Origin of the sequence: Cupriavidus respiraculi, from assembly GCF_914271545.1 — a bacterium.
Taxonomy (GTDB): Bacteria; Pseudomonadota; Gammaproteobacteria; order Burkholderiales; family Burkholderiaceae; genus Cupriavidus; species Cupriavidus respiraculi.
Map to the genome: position 1 here is coordinate 447,596 of NZ_CAJZAH010000001.1, position 14,079 is coordinate 461,674.

General features: G+C 59.4%; 13 protein-coding genes. 8 read left to right on the plus strand and 5 right to left on the minus strand.

What is annotated here, in order from left to right; translation table 11 throughout:
* Positions 1-4: 4 nt before the first annotated feature.
* Genes LDO27_RS01935 through LDO27_RS01945 form a run of 3 tightly spaced genes read right to left on the minus strand, consistent with a single transcriptional unit; the run spans position 5 to position 2,711 of the window.
* Complete coding sequence (locus LDO27_RS01935; protein ID WP_052495069.1) at positions 5-1,201, minus strand: NAD(P)/FAD-dependent oxidoreductase; 1,197 nt, start codon at positions 1,199-1,201, stop codon at positions 5-7.
* Positions 1,201-1,398 carry a ferredoxin gene (locus LDO27_RS01940; protein ID WP_043355325.1) on the minus strand — a complete coding sequence of 66 codons (198 nt, stop codon included), beginning with the start codon at positions 1,396-1,398 and terminating at the stop codon, positions 1,201-1,203. Before LDO27_RS01940 ends, LDO27_RS01935 begins: the two co-directional genes overlap by 1 nt.
* 23 nt (positions 1,399-1,421) lie before the next feature.
* Entirely contained in the window at positions 1,422-2,711 is a 1,290-nt protein-coding gene (locus LDO27_RS01945) for a cytochrome P450 (protein WP_196765234.1), read from the minus strand.
* Between the two features lie 1,035 nt (positions 2,712-3,746).
* Between LDO27_RS01945 and LDO27_RS01950 the strand changes: the two genes are divergently transcribed.
* The 3 genes from LDO27_RS01950 to LDO27_RS01960 all read left to right on the plus strand — a co-directional run bounded on the left by LDO27_RS01950 (position 3,747) and on the right by LDO27_RS01960 (position 7,407).
* Positions 3,747-5,123: an MFS transporter gene (locus LDO27_RS01950; RefSeq protein ID WP_063778466.1), complete on the plus strand. Its 1,377-nt coding sequence runs from the start codon at positions 3,747-3,749 to the stop codon at positions 5,121-5,123.
* Positions 5,116-6,741: a GMC family oxidoreductase gene (locus LDO27_RS01955; RefSeq protein WP_196765235.1), complete on the plus strand. Its 1,626-nt coding sequence runs from the start codon at positions 5,116-5,118 to the stop codon at positions 6,739-6,741. The genes LDO27_RS01950 and LDO27_RS01955 overlap by 8 nt, the downstream gene beginning before the upstream one ends.
* 327 nt (positions 6,742-7,068) lie before the next feature.
* Positions 7,069-7,407, plus strand: a complete 339-nt coding sequence (locus LDO27_RS01960) for a DUF4286 family protein (RefSeq protein WP_052495067.1) — start codon at positions 7,069-7,071, stop codon at positions 7,405-7,407.
* A 230-nt stretch (positions 7,408-7,637) separates the two neighbouring features.
* Here the strand turns inward: LDO27_RS01960 and LDO27_RS01965 are convergent, their stop codons facing one another.
* A complete protein-coding gene (locus tag LDO27_RS01965) occupies positions 7,638-8,669 on the minus strand; it encodes an AraC family transcriptional regulator (protein WP_224039299.1) in 1,032 nt (343 codons plus the stop codon).
* A gap of 91 nt (positions 8,670-8,760) precedes the next feature.
* Here LDO27_RS01965 and LDO27_RS01970 point away from each other — a divergent pair, with 91 nt between their 5' ends.
* The 3 genes from LDO27_RS01970 (at position 8,761) to LDO27_RS01980 (ending at position 10,932) form a co-directional block, all read left to right on the plus strand.
* The gene (locus tag LDO27_RS01970) at positions 8,761-9,717 is read left to right on the plus strand and encodes a sterol desaturase family protein (protein ID WP_313817267.1); all 957 of its coding nucleotides are present in this window, start codon (positions 8,761-8,763) and stop codon (positions 9,715-9,717) included.
* A 10-nt stretch (positions 9,718-9,727) separates the two neighbouring features.
* Positions 9,728-10,135, plus strand: coding sequence for a DUF4345 domain-containing protein (locus LDO27_RS01975; protein ID WP_043355321.1), 408 nt, complete (start codon positions 9,728-9,730; stop codon positions 10,133-10,135).
* Positions 10,136-10,596: 461 nt separating this feature from the next.
* Positions 10,597-10,932: a helix-turn-helix domain-containing protein gene (locus LDO27_RS01980; protein WP_043355318.1), complete on the plus strand. Its 336-nt coding sequence runs from the start codon at positions 10,597-10,599 to the stop codon at positions 10,930-10,932.
* An 88-nt stretch (positions 10,933-11,020) separates the two neighbouring features.
* Here LDO27_RS01980 and LDO27_RS01985 read toward each other — a convergent pair whose 3' ends face one another.
* Complete coding sequence (locus LDO27_RS01985) at positions 11,021-12,247, minus strand: tyrosine-type recombinase/integrase (RefSeq protein WP_043355303.1); 1,227 nt, start codon at positions 12,245-12,247, stop codon at positions 11,021-11,023.
* Positions 12,248-12,773: 526 nt separating this feature from the next.
* Between LDO27_RS01985 and LDO27_RS01990 the strand changes: the two genes are divergently transcribed.
* Positions 12,774-13,805, plus strand: coding sequence for a DNA-binding protein (locus tag LDO27_RS01990; protein ID WP_043358190.1), 1,032 nt, complete (start codon positions 12,774-12,776; stop codon positions 13,803-13,805).
* 120 nt (positions 13,806-13,925) lie between these two features.
* Positions 13,926-14,066, plus strand: a complete 141-nt coding sequence (locus LDO27_RS25665) for an H-NS family nucleoid-associated regulatory protein (RefSeq protein WP_370459387.1) — start codon at positions 13,926-13,928, stop codon at positions 14,064-14,066.
* Positions 14,067-14,079: the final 13 nt, after the last annotated feature.

The following is a 14,079-nucleotide window of genomic DNA, read 5'->3' on the forward strand; positions in this document are numbered from 1 at the left end:
AGCCTTAACCTGCTACCGCAGCTGGAGCGTGGCTCTTCGTCCACTCCTCCTTCAACAGCTTGATGTGCTCACGCGCTTTTCTACTGGCGTTCCAACTAAGAACGCCCATCAAAACGTCTCCCTGGTAGTAGCGAAAGATGCAGGAGTCGTCTTTCAGTTGATCCCCTTCGACAACTTCAACGGTGTATTGAGGGCCGATGCGTCCGTAGCTGTGGATTTGGACCTGGTACTGATCCGACCAGAAGAACGGCAGCGGAGCGTATTCAACGCGAGAGCCGAGCATGTTCTTTGCCGCGGCCATCGCCTGTTCGCTTGCATTCGTCCGGTGTTCAATACGCATGTGCTCGCCGTAGCCTTTGTGAAACCACTCTGCAGCATCGCCGGCGGCATATACGTTCGGGGCTGCTTCACAGTATTCATTGCAGACTACGCCGCTGCGGATGTTTAATCCGCTGCACCACTGCACGCTGGGAACTGCGCCGATAGCCACAACAATTACGTCGCAAGCAATCACAACCCCAGTGTCCAAGCGGACTTCGGTAATGGTGCGGTCACGCCATTTCACCTCCCTGAGTTCGCAGTCGTTGTGGAAAACCACGCCGTTGGCTTCATGGAGTTTTTCGATCCGCTTCCCAACGATATCCCCGACTCGCGCCCCGAGAGGAACTTTCGACTTGTCGATGACGGTCACCTCACAGCCGCTGGTCTTTGCAATCGCCGCTAACTCTGTGCCGATGAAGCCCGCGCCGACTACTAGTACCCGCTTTCCGGCAGTCAGATGTTCCCGAATCGCCAGCGCGTCGTTTAAGTTGCGCAGGCTGTAGCAGTTCGCCGCCTGGCTGAGGTTGGGAATCACTCGAGCGTCCGCGCCCGTGGCGATCAGCAAGCGATCATATTGAAGTGTGGAGCCGTTGCTGAGTTGCAGTGAACTGGCGTCCGTATCGAGGCCGGTGGCCGATGTCCCGTCCAGGTAGTGCAGGTTCAGCGCCTTCATGCCGTCTTCGGACACAAGGTTGAGCGCCTCTACCGGACATTCTCCTGCCATCAGCCGCTTTGAAAGAGGAGGGCGGTCATAGGGCATGCCGCCTTCCTTTCCAATCAGCGTGAGCCGCCCTCCCCAGCCCTGTGCGCGCAGCGCTCGTGCTGCCGTGATGCCGGCGGCCGAGGCGCCGACAACGACGATGTGCTCGGGGGAGTTCATCACTGATCCTCGTGAATCTCGATGGCGAGCGCTGGGCAGATGCCAGCCGCCAGGCGTGCTGATTCGAATTGGTCAGCCGACGGCTCTGCGTTCAAGAGAATGACGATGCCATTGTCCTTTTGGTCGAACAGATCCGGCGCGTTGACGACACATTGACCAGAACCGCAGCACTTTTCGGGGTAGATTGTGATTTTCATGATGCTTCTCATTTAAGTCGGGATTACCAGCGAACAGGGAGTTCCTTGACGCCATACATGAGTGAATCGCCCTTGAACTCAAGGCTTTCCACGGGAACAGCAAGCTCGAGGTTCGGAAACCGCTCCAGCAAGGCGGTGAACATGATCTGCATTTCGAGCCGTGCGAGGGGTTGACCGATGCACTGATGCGGGCCGTATCCGAACGAGACCTGCGTCCTTGAATCTCGGCGAAGGTCGAACACATTCGGATCTTCAAATTTCGAGCTGTCGCGATTGGCCGAGACACTCAGCACTACAACGGGGTCGCCCGCCTGGATCATTTGTCCGTTCACGACAATGTCCTCGGTCGCGACACGACGCTTTCCTGAATGTGTGACATCCAGATAGCGCAGAATTTCTTCCACCGCATTTGGAACGAGGCTTGTGTCTTGTCGAAGCTCATTCCAGATATCCGGTCGTTGCAGGAGGAAAAGCACTCCCATTGCGGTCGTATTCGCCGTGGTCTCGTGGCCGGCAATCAGCAAGAGCCTTGCAAGGGAAACAACGTCCGTTTCGGTGATATCGCCCTTTCGTACGTGATTGACGATGAGGCGGCTGAGGATATCTTCCCCGGGGTTCTCCGATCTCTTCGCCACCAGGCCCTTCAGGTACACCTCGCACAACTCATGATTTGCGGCGATGGCCTCCTCAAGCGTCGCACTACTCGACGTCAGGACCATCGCCAGTTCCTGAAAGAAGTCATGGTCTTCGTACGGAACGCCAAGCAACTCTGAGATCGCCAATGCCGGCGTAGCCAACGTAAAGGCGCTAACCAGGTCGGAGGGTTGAGGCTTTGTTGCGAAGTCGTCCAGCAGCTTGTCTACGATCGCCTGAATCCGCGGGCGAAGGGCCTCGATTTTGCGGATCGAGAATTCACCTGTCAGCATGCGCCGATGCTCTGCATGCTTGGGTGCATCCATGGTGATGAAGGTCCGGTTACTACCCCGGGCAACTTTCATTGCAGCACTGACAGTGGGATAGCCGGGATTCGTAATGTCAGAACTAAAGCGAGGGTCAGACAGGACCGAGCGGACGTCGTCATAGCGCGTAATCAGCCAGGCGATCTTTCCGTCCCAGAGCCTAGCTTGCCCCAAGCCGCTTCCTTGCTGCATCTGGAAGTACACCGGCGGCGGCGACAAAGGATCGACCCGTTCGGGCGGAAAGTCGGGGATGCCGCTGTCCCCGCCAGCGTGCATCGGACACGTGGACTGCGCAGGTGAGGCCGCGTGAAACGGGCAGCCAGTCGACTGCGTGGGGGTTTGGGGGGCGGTCATGAATATGTCTCCGATGGGAAATTGTGAGTACATATTAGGTAGCCTACCTACTATATGCAAAAGGGGTTTACCCTAATCGGTGCAGAGGATTGACCTCGCGTCACAAATCTCGATCGGGACCAGGGGTGGGAGAGGAGGGCGTGGCTAGACTGGGGGAGCCCAGTTGGCCTGAAGGCGGGCGACCGCCGATTTCAGTGGTCAAGATATGCCGCCGGTGACCCACTGGGTATGCGCGAGGACTGTTTGCCTTCTGGTTGTTATAGCTCGTCCCAGGGTAGATATGCGGTCCGGCCGGGCTGGCTGACGACAGAGGTCGGTACCGAGTGAGGCGCGGCCGGAGGCCCGCTTGGGACCTGCTGGAGGCCACCTTTGACGCCGGGACCTTCCGTAAGGTCGGGATCGCAGGGCTTCGGTTCTTACCTATGCATAGGCGTGAAAAAACACCCGCATGGACGTGGGGTTAGAAGTGCGCGATCGCCACCACTCGCTGACCAAGGGGGCAGCCTCACGACGCGTTGTTAAAGAGGCGCGGGGGGACAGTGAAGCCGGTGCAAGAAGGCAAGCGAGAAAGCCGAAGCGACCTCGCTTTGGCAGCCTACAAATCAAATAAATAGGCTCCAGCTCTCCCCTAACTCGGCACTGAGGTACTCGAACATCGACATGAATCGAAAGCGCTCCCATTGATTGAACGCCTCGCGTACCGCTGCCATCAGTGACATAGCTACCTCCGGGGTGATCGACTTTAGTTAGGGGGGCCACCGCAAGAAAAAAGCAGGTCTTTCAACACTCGTTCGCATCGGCGCATAGCCCATTCCACGATGCAATCGATTACATAGAGCGTAGGTCGCCACGATGGTCTGTCAAGATAAAGCGTAAAAGTGTCATTTGCGGCTCAAAATCAGCCACCTGACTTCGTTGATGGGAGGGTAAACGCCTATTTGATTGTAATAGGTAGGCTACCTAATATTTACCACAAATAAGAGTAAGCGCGCTTCGGTTTTTCAAACATTGCTTATAGAAGGGGAGACAAAATCAATGCAACATCATCCCCGAAGAGGTTCGACCCCCACCCCCCAGCGGGTCCGGGATGTTCTCAAGCCGATCTCCGGTGCCGCCGTGGGAAACATGCTGGAGTGGTTTGACTACTCGTTGTATGGCTATCTTTCCGCCACCCTGGCGAAGGTGTTCTTCCCAAGCAGCGACCCGATCGTTAGCCTGATAGCGGCTTTCGCGGCATTCTCCGTCGCATTCGTTACCCGACCACTCGGCGCTCTGTTTTTTGGATCGCTGGGAGACCGGCTTGGACGGCGCGATACGCTCGCGATTGTCGTTGGTTTGATCAGCGTTTCGACGGGGTTGGTCGGTGTCCTACCGGGATACGAGGCGATTGGCATCGCCGCTCCTTTGCTGCTGGTAGCCCTACGCATGATTCAGGGATTTTCCGCGGGAGGCGAAGCAGGTGGAGCACTCGCATTCCTTGCCGAGTACGCCCCGACACGCCGGCGTGGCGTTGTGATCGGGTTCTTCGGTATGTCGGCTGGAATTGGTGCGTTGAGCGGATCCGGTCTTGTTCTGGCGATCACCAGCATTTTTGGTCAGACGGCAGTTGAGGCATGGGCCTGGCGATTGCCCTTCCTGATCGCTGGTCCGATTGGGTTGGGTGCGTTCTGGCTGCGGCTGCGCATCGAGGAAACACCGGCATTCCGGTTGCACTTGGAACGCGAGGGCGCGGCACAAGCACCATTGCGCGAAGCCCTTCGTGACGACTGGCGAAGCATTGTCAAATGTCTTGGCGTAGCGATCTCACACGGCATCCCTTACTACTTGATCCTGGCGTATCTCCCGTCTTATCTCGTGTCAACTGGACGGTTGAGTAGCGGGCAAGCTCTAGCGGCGTCCGGCCTGGCCTTTCTGGGTTCAGTGATTGTGATCCCATTCGCTGCAGCGCTATCCGACCGCGTGGGTCGACGACCCGTCGCCTTTACGGCGGCATTGGCATACCTCGTCGTTGCGCTTCCTTTGTTCCGGATCGTCGTGGGCTCGACACCAGAGGTGGTAATTGCCACGATGGCTAGCGTCGGGGTATTGATGGGGATGTATGGCAGCGCGCCGTTCTGCATGATGACGGAGTTGTTTCCGACACGCACACGCTACAGCGCCATGTCGGTAGGCTACAACGTGGCCATGGTGCTATTTGGCGGCACCGCTCCTTTAATCAGCGCTTCTCTGACGAAGCTGACCGGAAACCCTTCATCACCCGCCTATTTCATGATGGGGGGCGCAGTGTTGTCTATTTTTGCCATCTTGGCGTCTCCTGAAACGTCACGAGTACCGATTGATGAGCTCGGACAGTCGGACGAGCACATTCGCCGCGTGCGCATGGCGCTCAAGGCATCGGCTCGCGTTGAGTGATCTCCTGATTATGAAAACCGCTACATACGACTACATTGTTATCGGCGCCGGCTCGGCAGGGTGTGTTCTCGCTTCTCGGCTGAGTGAAGATCCCAGCGTCAAGGTACTGCTGATAGAGGCGGGCGCTCCCGCGTCATCCATCTTTGTTCAGATGCCGGCAGGGATCCGGGTTCTCTATAAGAGCCAAAAATTCAACTGGCGCTATTGGACGGAGCCCCAGACACAACTGGACAATCGGAATATTTATATACCCCGGGGCAAGGTGGTGGGCGGTTCATCCTCGATCAATTCCATGATTGCTATCCGGGGGAACCGATCCGATTACGACAACTGGGCATCTCAGGGCCTGTCGGGCTGGGACTATGAATCCCTTCGTCCGTACTTTCGAAAGATTGAGGATGCATCACTGGTAACGAAGGCGAGGAATGACGATCGCGGGTACGCGGGTCCGATTCGCCTGTCATACGGCACGCAGCAAAACGCCATATCGACTGCGTTCATAGAGAGCGCAGTATCGGCCGGTATGCCGGAGAACAACGGATTCAATGGGGCGTCGCAGGTAGGCGCAGGATTCTACGAGCTTACGATTGCCGAGGGAAAGCGATCCGGTGCTTATCGTTACCTGGATCGAGCAGGTAACCGATCCAATCTGACATTGATGGCGAACTGTAAAGTCCGCAGGATTCTCCTTGCCGGAAAGCGAGCGCAAGGCGTAGTGATTGAGGATGGATGGGAGGAGGTGGAGCTTCGCGCGGACCGCGAAGTGATTCTGACAGCAGGGGCCATTGCCTCACCGCAACTCCTGATGCTTTCGGGGATCGGACCGGCCAAACATCTGCAGTCGATTGGTATCGCTCCCGTGGTCGATCTGCAAGGCGTCGGTGAGAACCTTCAGGACCATCTTGATTGCGCGATTCGCTTAGAAGCGTCGCAGCCCAATACGCTCACGCCCTATATCGGCCTGGTAAGAGGCGGAATGGCAGGAGCTCGCTATCTTCTTTCAGGAGGCGGGCCGGCTTCCTCTCAAGGCGTTGAGGCAGGAGCATTTTACAACTCCGACAGAAATCCGGATCTGCCTGAGTGGCAGGCCCATCTGATCATTGCGCTGCGCAATCCACCGCCTAACGAAAAAGTTCCCCACGGATTTGCAGTCCGCGTATGCCAGCTGCGTCCAAAAAGTAGAGGCGTGCTGCGACTGCGTTCTTCAGATCCGTCCGATTCTCCCCGAATCGACCCTCGCTTCCTCTCAGACGAGTCTGACCTGGAGAGTTTGGTGCGCGGCGTGGAACGCACGTGCGAGATTGTCGACCAGCCGGCGCTCCGGAAGTACATCAAACGAAGGCTCGACATCGATGCTTTCTCCACCGGTGCAGCCCGTAAGGCATGGATACGCTCGCATGCGGAAACCATCTATCACCCGGTTGGCACGTGTCGCATGGGAGTCGACGACAACGCTGTTGTTGACGAGGAGTTGAAAGTGCGCGGGGTTGAGAACTTGAGAGTAATTGATGGATCTGTGATGCCAACGATCATCAGTGGGAACACGAACCTTCCCATTATGGCCATGGCAGAGAAGGCCGCAGACTTGATACGAAATTCACGCACATCCGCTCGTTGAAGTTTTCGGAGAACTCTGTTCACTGGCGTTTCGAGCTTGCTCCGTCGCCTTCTTCCCGGTTGTCCCCTTACACGGGGACGAAAGGTTGCAGCATAGATTTCCCAGCATCGAATGGGAACGTCTACGGGCTTGCGTCGTTTGATGGAAGCGTTGGGCCACACCCTTTCTCTCAAGCGCCGAAACCGCCGGAATGCCAAAGCGCGGGTTCCAGCAAAGAGGACCACGTGAACAAGGGACTCGCCAGTCAACACATACCCATCACGGGCGCGTCACAGGGCATCGGCCGCTGGACATTCCCTGTACTTCAATAACCTTAAGGAGATAAGAATGGTCAAGTTCACCTATCTGGTACTCACGAACGCGGTTCCGGGGCGTGAAGAAGAGTTCAATCGCTGGTATACCGAGCAGCACCTTCCAGACGTGTTGCGCGTACCGGGCGTGGTGAGCGCACAGCGCTTCAGTCGCACGGAGCAGCAGCGAAAAGCGGGGCCTCATCCGTGGCAGTACCTGGCACTCTATAACTGCGAGGCCGCTGACCCGCAGGTCGTCACAGATGGGATCCAGGCTCGCGTCAACACAGCGGAGATGCAAATGAGTGACACGGTGGGCGATGTCAAATATGGTTGCTATTTCGAGCCAATCACCGAGGTGATTCGCAGTAAGTAGACGGCATGGAAGTACCTGCTTTCCCGTCGTCTCAAAGATGAGTCGGGTAGAAGCTCAACAGCTTCTCCGCCACGTGAGGCGACGGGCCAGGGCGGGTCGCTTACTCCGCCGTAGCGGCGATGGAAGGCCATGCAACCCGGTGCGAGAGCTTGGGACTTGGGCCGAGGAGGCCAGCCTAAAACCTTCAGCGCTGCAATCACATGGGCGACTGCGCTGTTGCCCGTAGCGGATCACGCATCCATTTCGCGGCGCCAGGCTTGCGGGCTCTGCGATGTCCATCTCCGGAATGCGCGAGTAAATGCACTGTGCTCCGAGTACCCAAGTATCCAGGCCACCTCAGCGAGCGAAAGCCGTGGATCTTTTAGGTAATTCTCTGCAATCCGGCGTCTCGTGTCGTCACGTAGCTCGCGAAATTTCAGACCCAGTTTGTCGAGTCGCCGCTGCAACGTGCGGGGGGTCATGTGCATGGAGGAAGCCACTGTTTCAAGGCTCACTTCGCCTTGACGCGCGAGCCCGGCTACCGCTTGCCTGATGGCATGTTCCATGTCATCCATCTTCGGCATGGCACCCAGCAGAGCCTGTACCTGAAGCTCCATGATTCGCAGTAGCGCTTCATCAGGTTGACGCAGAGGCGCCTGCAAAAGGTCGACGGGGAAGCGCAGACTCGTCTCCGGTTGGTCGAACTTCACCGGGCAGCCGAAGTATGCAAGATAAGGGGTGGTGTCTTGAGGTGTTGCGTTAACAAAGCACACCTCCTCCAGCCTCACATCACCATCTGTCATGGCTCGCGTGAAACGGGTCATCGCAGCCAAGGCCATTTCGTCAACGAGCGGCCCCGTTGGTTCCGTCGAACGGGGCCACGTCATCACGACGGACTTACCTTCGGTTCTTAGCTCCGCCGGCGTTACGTTTGCAACCACACGGTCGTACTGTTGCCAGCGTTGCAAGACAGCCCCGACGTCAGGGCAAGCCCCAAGTGCGTATCCAAGCACGCCGAGATGCGCAGGCGCAATGCGCTGGCCAACGTGCAATCCGAGGAGCGGATCATTGCAAACCTCGGCGGCACGCTCAAGCAAACGCCGCCAGTGATCGAGCGCGTAGAGTCGCACTTCCTGGCAATTAGGGCTGGATTCCCCCAGCACATGCACGGCATCCAGCCCTTGGTCCTGCAAGTAGTCGAAAAGCAGGTTCACGTAGGTGCTGGCGTAGTAAGCGGTGGGCGCGGACATGGGATGACAATGAACAATGTCGCGAAGTGTCAAGAAAGTGTCGAGGACTGTCAATGCGGAGGGTCACCAGTTTGATCAAACTGTCGGCAAGCCAAGCGAACAGGAGTCTAAATTGCCGTCCGATATGATGAACTGGCTGCATTCCATATTTGGGAAGTCCGTGGATTGGAAGCAGGCGTTCATGCTCAGCATGGTTCCTCTCTTCATCATTGCATTCAGTCTCGAGACCCTGATCAATCGAAGGCGTAGAGCCGAATCGACACTGAACTGGAAAGAGGTGTGGGCGAACATCGCATTGGGCACCACTTACCAGATCATGGAGCCCCTGGGAGTGGCTCTTGTGACAGGATCCATCTATGCGTGGGTATATTCAAAACGTTTGTTTGATATCCCGGTGGACGGTTGGACCATTCTCCCAATCATTCTGTCGGTCGAGTTCTGCTACTACTGGTTTCATCGCGCCAGCCATCGAATCCGCTGGTTTTGGGCGGCGCACGTCGTTCATCATACCGGCGAGAACATGAACTTCACTACGGCGGCACGACAATCGATGCTCAATGTGGTCGCTGGGAGTTTCATCTTTTTCCTTCCTCCCGTGCTCCTCGGTGTGCCGCCGGCCGCAGTCGCACTCATCCTGGCCGTGAATCTGTCCTATCAGTATTTCATTCATACCGAACTGATCCGCCGCCTTCCTGGCTGGATTGAGTACATCTTCAATACACCGTCCCATCACCGTGCCCATCATGGCCGAAACGACCAATATATCGACAAGAACTACGGTGGCATGTTGATCATTTTCGATCGCATGTTTGGCACTTTCGAAGAAGAACGGGAGACGGTGCAATACGGCATCACCCAACAGATTAAGTCCTACAATATCCTGGTGCTGAATCTCCACGAGTTTGTCGACATGTGGCGTGACGTGATGTCACCGGGGCCCGTGTGGCAGCGACTGCAACACCTGTGGCGGCCGCCGGAATGGGTGCGCCGTGGTCATGAACCCATCCACACATGGACGGTGGACAGGAACGAGCCGACCGGCAGTGAGTCGACACCCACTCCGTCAACGTCCGCTACCTGAGAGCCAACTCATGCATCGCCTCTCTCAAATATACCTGGCCGTTTCGGCACTGGCTTTCCTGCTAATTGGCTTGCATACGTTTCACGACCCCGCTACGGCAATGGCGGGCCTCGATATGCAACCCCATTCGGTGAATGCCTTCAATGAGATCCGTGCCAACTACGGTGGCATGCATCTCGGTATCAGTCTGTTGCTGGCCCTGGGTCTACTCTCGAAGGCGTGGCGAAAGCCCTCGATGTGGATCAACGTCGTGTTCACCAGCGGCCTGGTGCTCGGGCGGCTGGTCAGCATTTCCGCTGACGGGTGGCCAAATGATCTCGTTCGAATGTTGCTTGGAATCGAAGCAGCAGCGGCATTCACCGGCCTAGCGCTGTTGTGCTTCCTCAACAAACATGATGCGCGCTCTTCCATGAGATGAGCGCTCACTTTGAGCGCCCGCGACGCGTGGACATGAGGTCATCGTTCACCCAGTCCTATCAAGTTAAACTCGCACCGATCAACCTCCACCTGTCCTGATACCGGTCTTGCGGACAACGCGCGAGATATCCGCGTTGACGGGCTTCACCGCTTTCTAAGCATCCTTTCATCGCGACGGGTCCGACGCAGCGAAGAGAACGCTAGCTCTCCCGAGAGCAGTCAAGGTGTTGGGGCCTGGCCCCAGTAGAGACTACGGAGGTTGCGTCCAGGACCGTAGTGTTCGGTCTCTTCTGGGGTCTTTCGATGCCGTGTCTGCAATTGCCACCCTCTGCGAAGTGCTTATTAGCAGGCGCAGATCTTTGCCGGCATCCGGCCGCCATTGTGAGAGTATAATTTCACGATAGTGAAACAACACAGAAAACCGCTCTCCACGCTGGTGTTCCTTTTGCAAGAACGACCTCCATGCCACGACCACTACCTGATCCGAAGCCACCGTCGCGTGCGACGATTCGCACCATTCACCAACTGGGCGACCGCATTCGAGCAACGCGGGCAGGGAAAAGGATGCCCATTGACCAGGCGGCAAGACATTGCGGGGTCTCGGTCGGCATGCTGTCCAAGCTCGAGAACGGCAAGGGCGTCAATCTCGAGCACGCCCTGCGTGCGTTGGACGGACTGGGTTTGGCGATGCTGGTCGTTCCCAGGGCGCATGCGCCTTGGCTTGAACAGGCAGCGGCCCATACGGCCAAGATCGGCGAGGACGCGGCCAGGCGACAGCACGCCTGGCTGGAAGAGTAGTAGAGGCCTGCGATCAGGCTGGGCATCAATCTCTGATGCGATCCCAGATCGGTGCGGAAATGCACTTCGCTTGGTGTGCTGACGCGCCTTATGCTTTCCTGATCCATCCGATGCGGTGCCGCTCCTGCGTGGCCTCGTGCCGCGCATCCTCTTCGCTGTGCAGATAGCCGCTCGTCGTCGACAGCGAGCTGTGCCCAAAGTTGTCGCGCACATAACGCAGGTCGACCTGCTGGTCGGTCATATGCGAGCCGGCGGTGTGGCGCAGCCAGTGGGCCGAGGCGCTGGCCAGCACCGCGGCCTGCGCCCCCCACTCGGGCCCGCGCGCCCGCAGGCGCTCCGCGGCCATGCCAAACACCTCTTTCAGGATCAGGTGCAGCGCGCCGCGTGACAGGGGTTTCTCGCCACCCTCTCTGCCAATCACCGGCAGCACCAGTGGCCGCGTCTCCCCGAACTGCGGGGTAGGCGGCAGGTCGTGGGCGCGACGGTAGCGCGCGAGTTCGGCAATCAGTTCGTCGGTCGCCGGCACCAGCCGGGTCTTGTTGCCTTTGCCGGTCACCTCGAGCCACCAGCGCTCGATGCCCTGGCCATCGCGCCGGCAGAAGAACGCGCCCATGGGGGTCGCCGTCAGCTCGGAGGCGCGCAGGCCGCCCAGATAGAGCACGGTCAGCACCCACCGGCAGCGCGCGGCGTGCCGGCGTTCCCGCGCGGTCTCGGTCGGCATGGCCGCGACGGTGTCTTTGACCGTTTCCCACAGGTCGTGGCTCAGATAGCGGGTGATGCGCGCTCGGGTGGGGGCGCGCCGGCGGCGGGCGAGGGCAAGCGGGTTGCCGGCCAGGTAGCCCGCCTCGGTCAGCCAGGCGAACAGCGCGTTCAGGATCACCATCGCGTGGCGCACGCTGGACGGCGACAGCGGCCCGGCAAACGGGCGCCAGTCGGGGTGGCCGCGTGCAAGCTTCTTGCTGCCGGCCAGCACCCAGCGCGCGGCGGGTTGCGGATCGGCGAGGAAGCGCTCGTAGGCGAGCAGGTCTTCGTGCGTCAGCGAGGACAAGGGCTTGCCCACCTGGAGCACGGTCCACAGGATCAGCCGCTCCACCTCGCGGCGATAAGTGGTGAGCGTCGCGGTGCTGTCGGCATAGCGCGCGAGCCAGGCGGTGACGGCGGCCAGGTCGTCGGCCGCGGCGATCCGCGTGGCGCTGGCGGGCGCGCGGTTGCTGCCGGCCGCGCCGGACAGCGCCGGGGTCAGGCGCAGGCGCTCCAGCGGGGTGGGAAGCGGGGCGGCCAGGCCATCCAAAGGTTTAATCGGGAGCAGTTCCATGGTGTATCGGCCTAAGCGTCGGTTTGCACAAATTTGTTCCCGCTGGTCGCACGCCAGCAAGCCGATTGCAGGGCGATGGTAACAATATTGCGTCGAGAAACGCTGCAAGAAATTGTTCCCCCAGCCGACACTTGAAGCAATTTTGTACCTTCCCCCAACGCATCGGTCCGTCGTCAGCCTTCACCCCGCCGACGGCGCGGGGCGATCCGATGGACGGGATTCAGCTGCGCAAAGCGATGACGTTCGCCGTCAGGCGTGCCACGCAAGCTAGCCGAGTCACGCCGCGCCTGCCGCCGGTGCGTGCGCTCCAGCGCGCCAGCCAGGCGTGCCCATGGGGGTCGGGAACAAAATTCTGCAAAAAGAGGGCACAAATTTATGCATACCGACAGGGGCAGCGTGGGGAGGCGATTCGAGCCAATATTATAGACATAAGCGTACTTATGTCTAAACTTTTACACGAATCTTGTTATCCACTACGTATTACGTAGTAATATTTAACTCTGAATGTCCAAAAAGGTGCTCGACCATGACGCCAGACGCTGTAGATCCCCTTCGCCTCGAAGCCGAGGTCGAGCAGTTGCGGCACCTTCACGCCGACACGCGCACGCTCTACCGCGAGGTGTGCGGGCTGCTGTTCTTTCGCTACGGCATCACGCCCACCACCAACAAGCTCTATCAACTGGTGCGCAAGGGCAGCATGGGCACGCCGGCCCAGGCGCTGCAGCAGTTCTGGCAAGACCTGCGCGCCCGTTCGCGGGTCACGATTGACCATCCCGATCTCCCCGACAGCCTGAAGCAGGTGGCTGCCGACGCCGTCCAGACCATCTGGCGCGCCGCCGGCGAAGCCGTCTTGGCCGAACTCGCCGCGACGCGCCAAGACATAGAGGCGCAGGAGCAAGTCGTCGCGGCCGAGCGGGATGCCGCGCAGATGGCTTTCGCCGACGCTCAAGCCGCGCTCACCGCGCTCGAGCGCGAGCGCGAGGCGTTGCGGGCTGAATGCCGCCAGTTGCAGGAGCAGGTGGCGCAGGCGCGCGGCGCCGAAGCAGCCGCATCGACGCACCGGGAGGCCTTGCAGAGCGAACTGCTGGCGGCGCGCGAGCAGGCGGGCGCCGCGCGCAGTGATTTCCTGGCGGAGCTGGAGCGCATGCGCGAGCAACTCGAAGCGATGGAGGCGCGCGGGGACGCTGCCGTGCGGCGTGCCCAACTGGAATTGGACCAGGAACGCACGGCGCGGCGCCAGAGTGACCGGGGACTCGATGCGGCGCGGGTGGAGGTGGATCGCTTGCGCGACATGCAGCGGCAGGAAGCGGTGGCCGCGGCCGAAGCGCTGGGTAGTTGGCAAGCCCAGGCGCAGGCGGCGCAGGTACGTTGCGCGGCGCTGCAGGACGCGCAGGAGAGCGGACAGCAACAACTGGGTGCCGCCCAGGAGGCCTTGGCAGAAATGACCCGGCGGGCCGAGCGTGCCGAGACTGAACGGGACCTGTCGCGCGAGTTGCTGGGCAATTGGCGCGACGGCGCCAAGGTGCGATCCGGGGCACGGCGCAAGGCCGCCGCCTAACCGCTTCGAGCCACCGCCCATGCACGCGCCCCATGAGATTGCCCGCGCCGACGCCATTCGCTGGGTGCGTATCAAGATGGCGCAATCGGGCCTGACACTGGCCGATTTATTGGCGGCCGGCTGTTTCGCGCCCACAGCGGCACGGCCACGCTACCGCAAAATGCCGAGGGGCAAACCTGGGATGGGCGAGGGGAGCGTCCCGACTGGTTTCAGCGGGCCATCAACGCCGGACAGCAGCCGGAATTCTTTCAGATCGACTGAGGAATCTGCGCCA

What these genes read in the sequence shown, in the direction of transcription:
- LDO27_RS01980 (WP_043355318.1), top strand. Translation starts at nt 10,597, where the DNA reads ATGCCACGACCACTACCTGATCCGAAGCCACCGTCGCGTGCGACGATT.
- LDO27_RS01985 (WP_043355303.1), bottom strand. Translation starts at nt 12,247, where the DNA reads ATGGAACTGCTCCCGATTAAACCTTTGGATGGCCTGGCCGCCCCGCTT.
- LDO27_RS01935 (WP_052495069.1), bottom strand. Translation starts at nt 1,201, where the DNA reads ATGAACTCCCCCGAGCACATCGTCGTTGTCGGCGCCTCGGCCGCCGGC.
- LDO27_RS01990 (WP_043358190.1), top strand. Translation starts at nt 12,774, where the DNA reads ATGACGCCAGACGCTGTAGATCCCCTTCGCCTCGAAGCCGAGGTCGAG.
- LDO27_RS01970 (WP_313817267.1), top strand. Translation starts at nt 8,761, where the DNA reads ATGATGAACTGGCTGCATTCCATATTTGGGAAGTCCGTGGATTGGAAG.
- LDO27_RS01960 (WP_052495067.1), top strand. Translation starts at nt 7,069, where the DNA reads ATGGTCAAGTTCACCTATCTGGTACTCACGAACGCGGTTCCGGGGCGT.
- LDO27_RS01975 (WP_043355321.1), top strand. Translation starts at nt 9,728, where the DNA reads ATGCATCGCCTCTCTCAAATATACCTGGCCGTTTCGGCACTGGCTTTC.
- LDO27_RS01950 (WP_063778466.1), top strand. Translation starts at nt 3,747, where the DNA reads ATGCAACATCATCCCCGAAGAGGTTCGACCCCCACCCCCCAGCGGGTC.
- LDO27_RS01945 (WP_196765234.1), bottom strand. Translation starts at nt 2,711, where the DNA reads ATGACCGCCCCCCAAACCCCCACGCAGTCGACTGGCTGCCCGTTTCAC.
- LDO27_RS01940 (WP_043355325.1), bottom strand. Translation starts at nt 1,398, where the DNA reads ATGAAAATCACAATCTACCCCGAAAAGTGCTGCGGTTCTGGTCAATGT.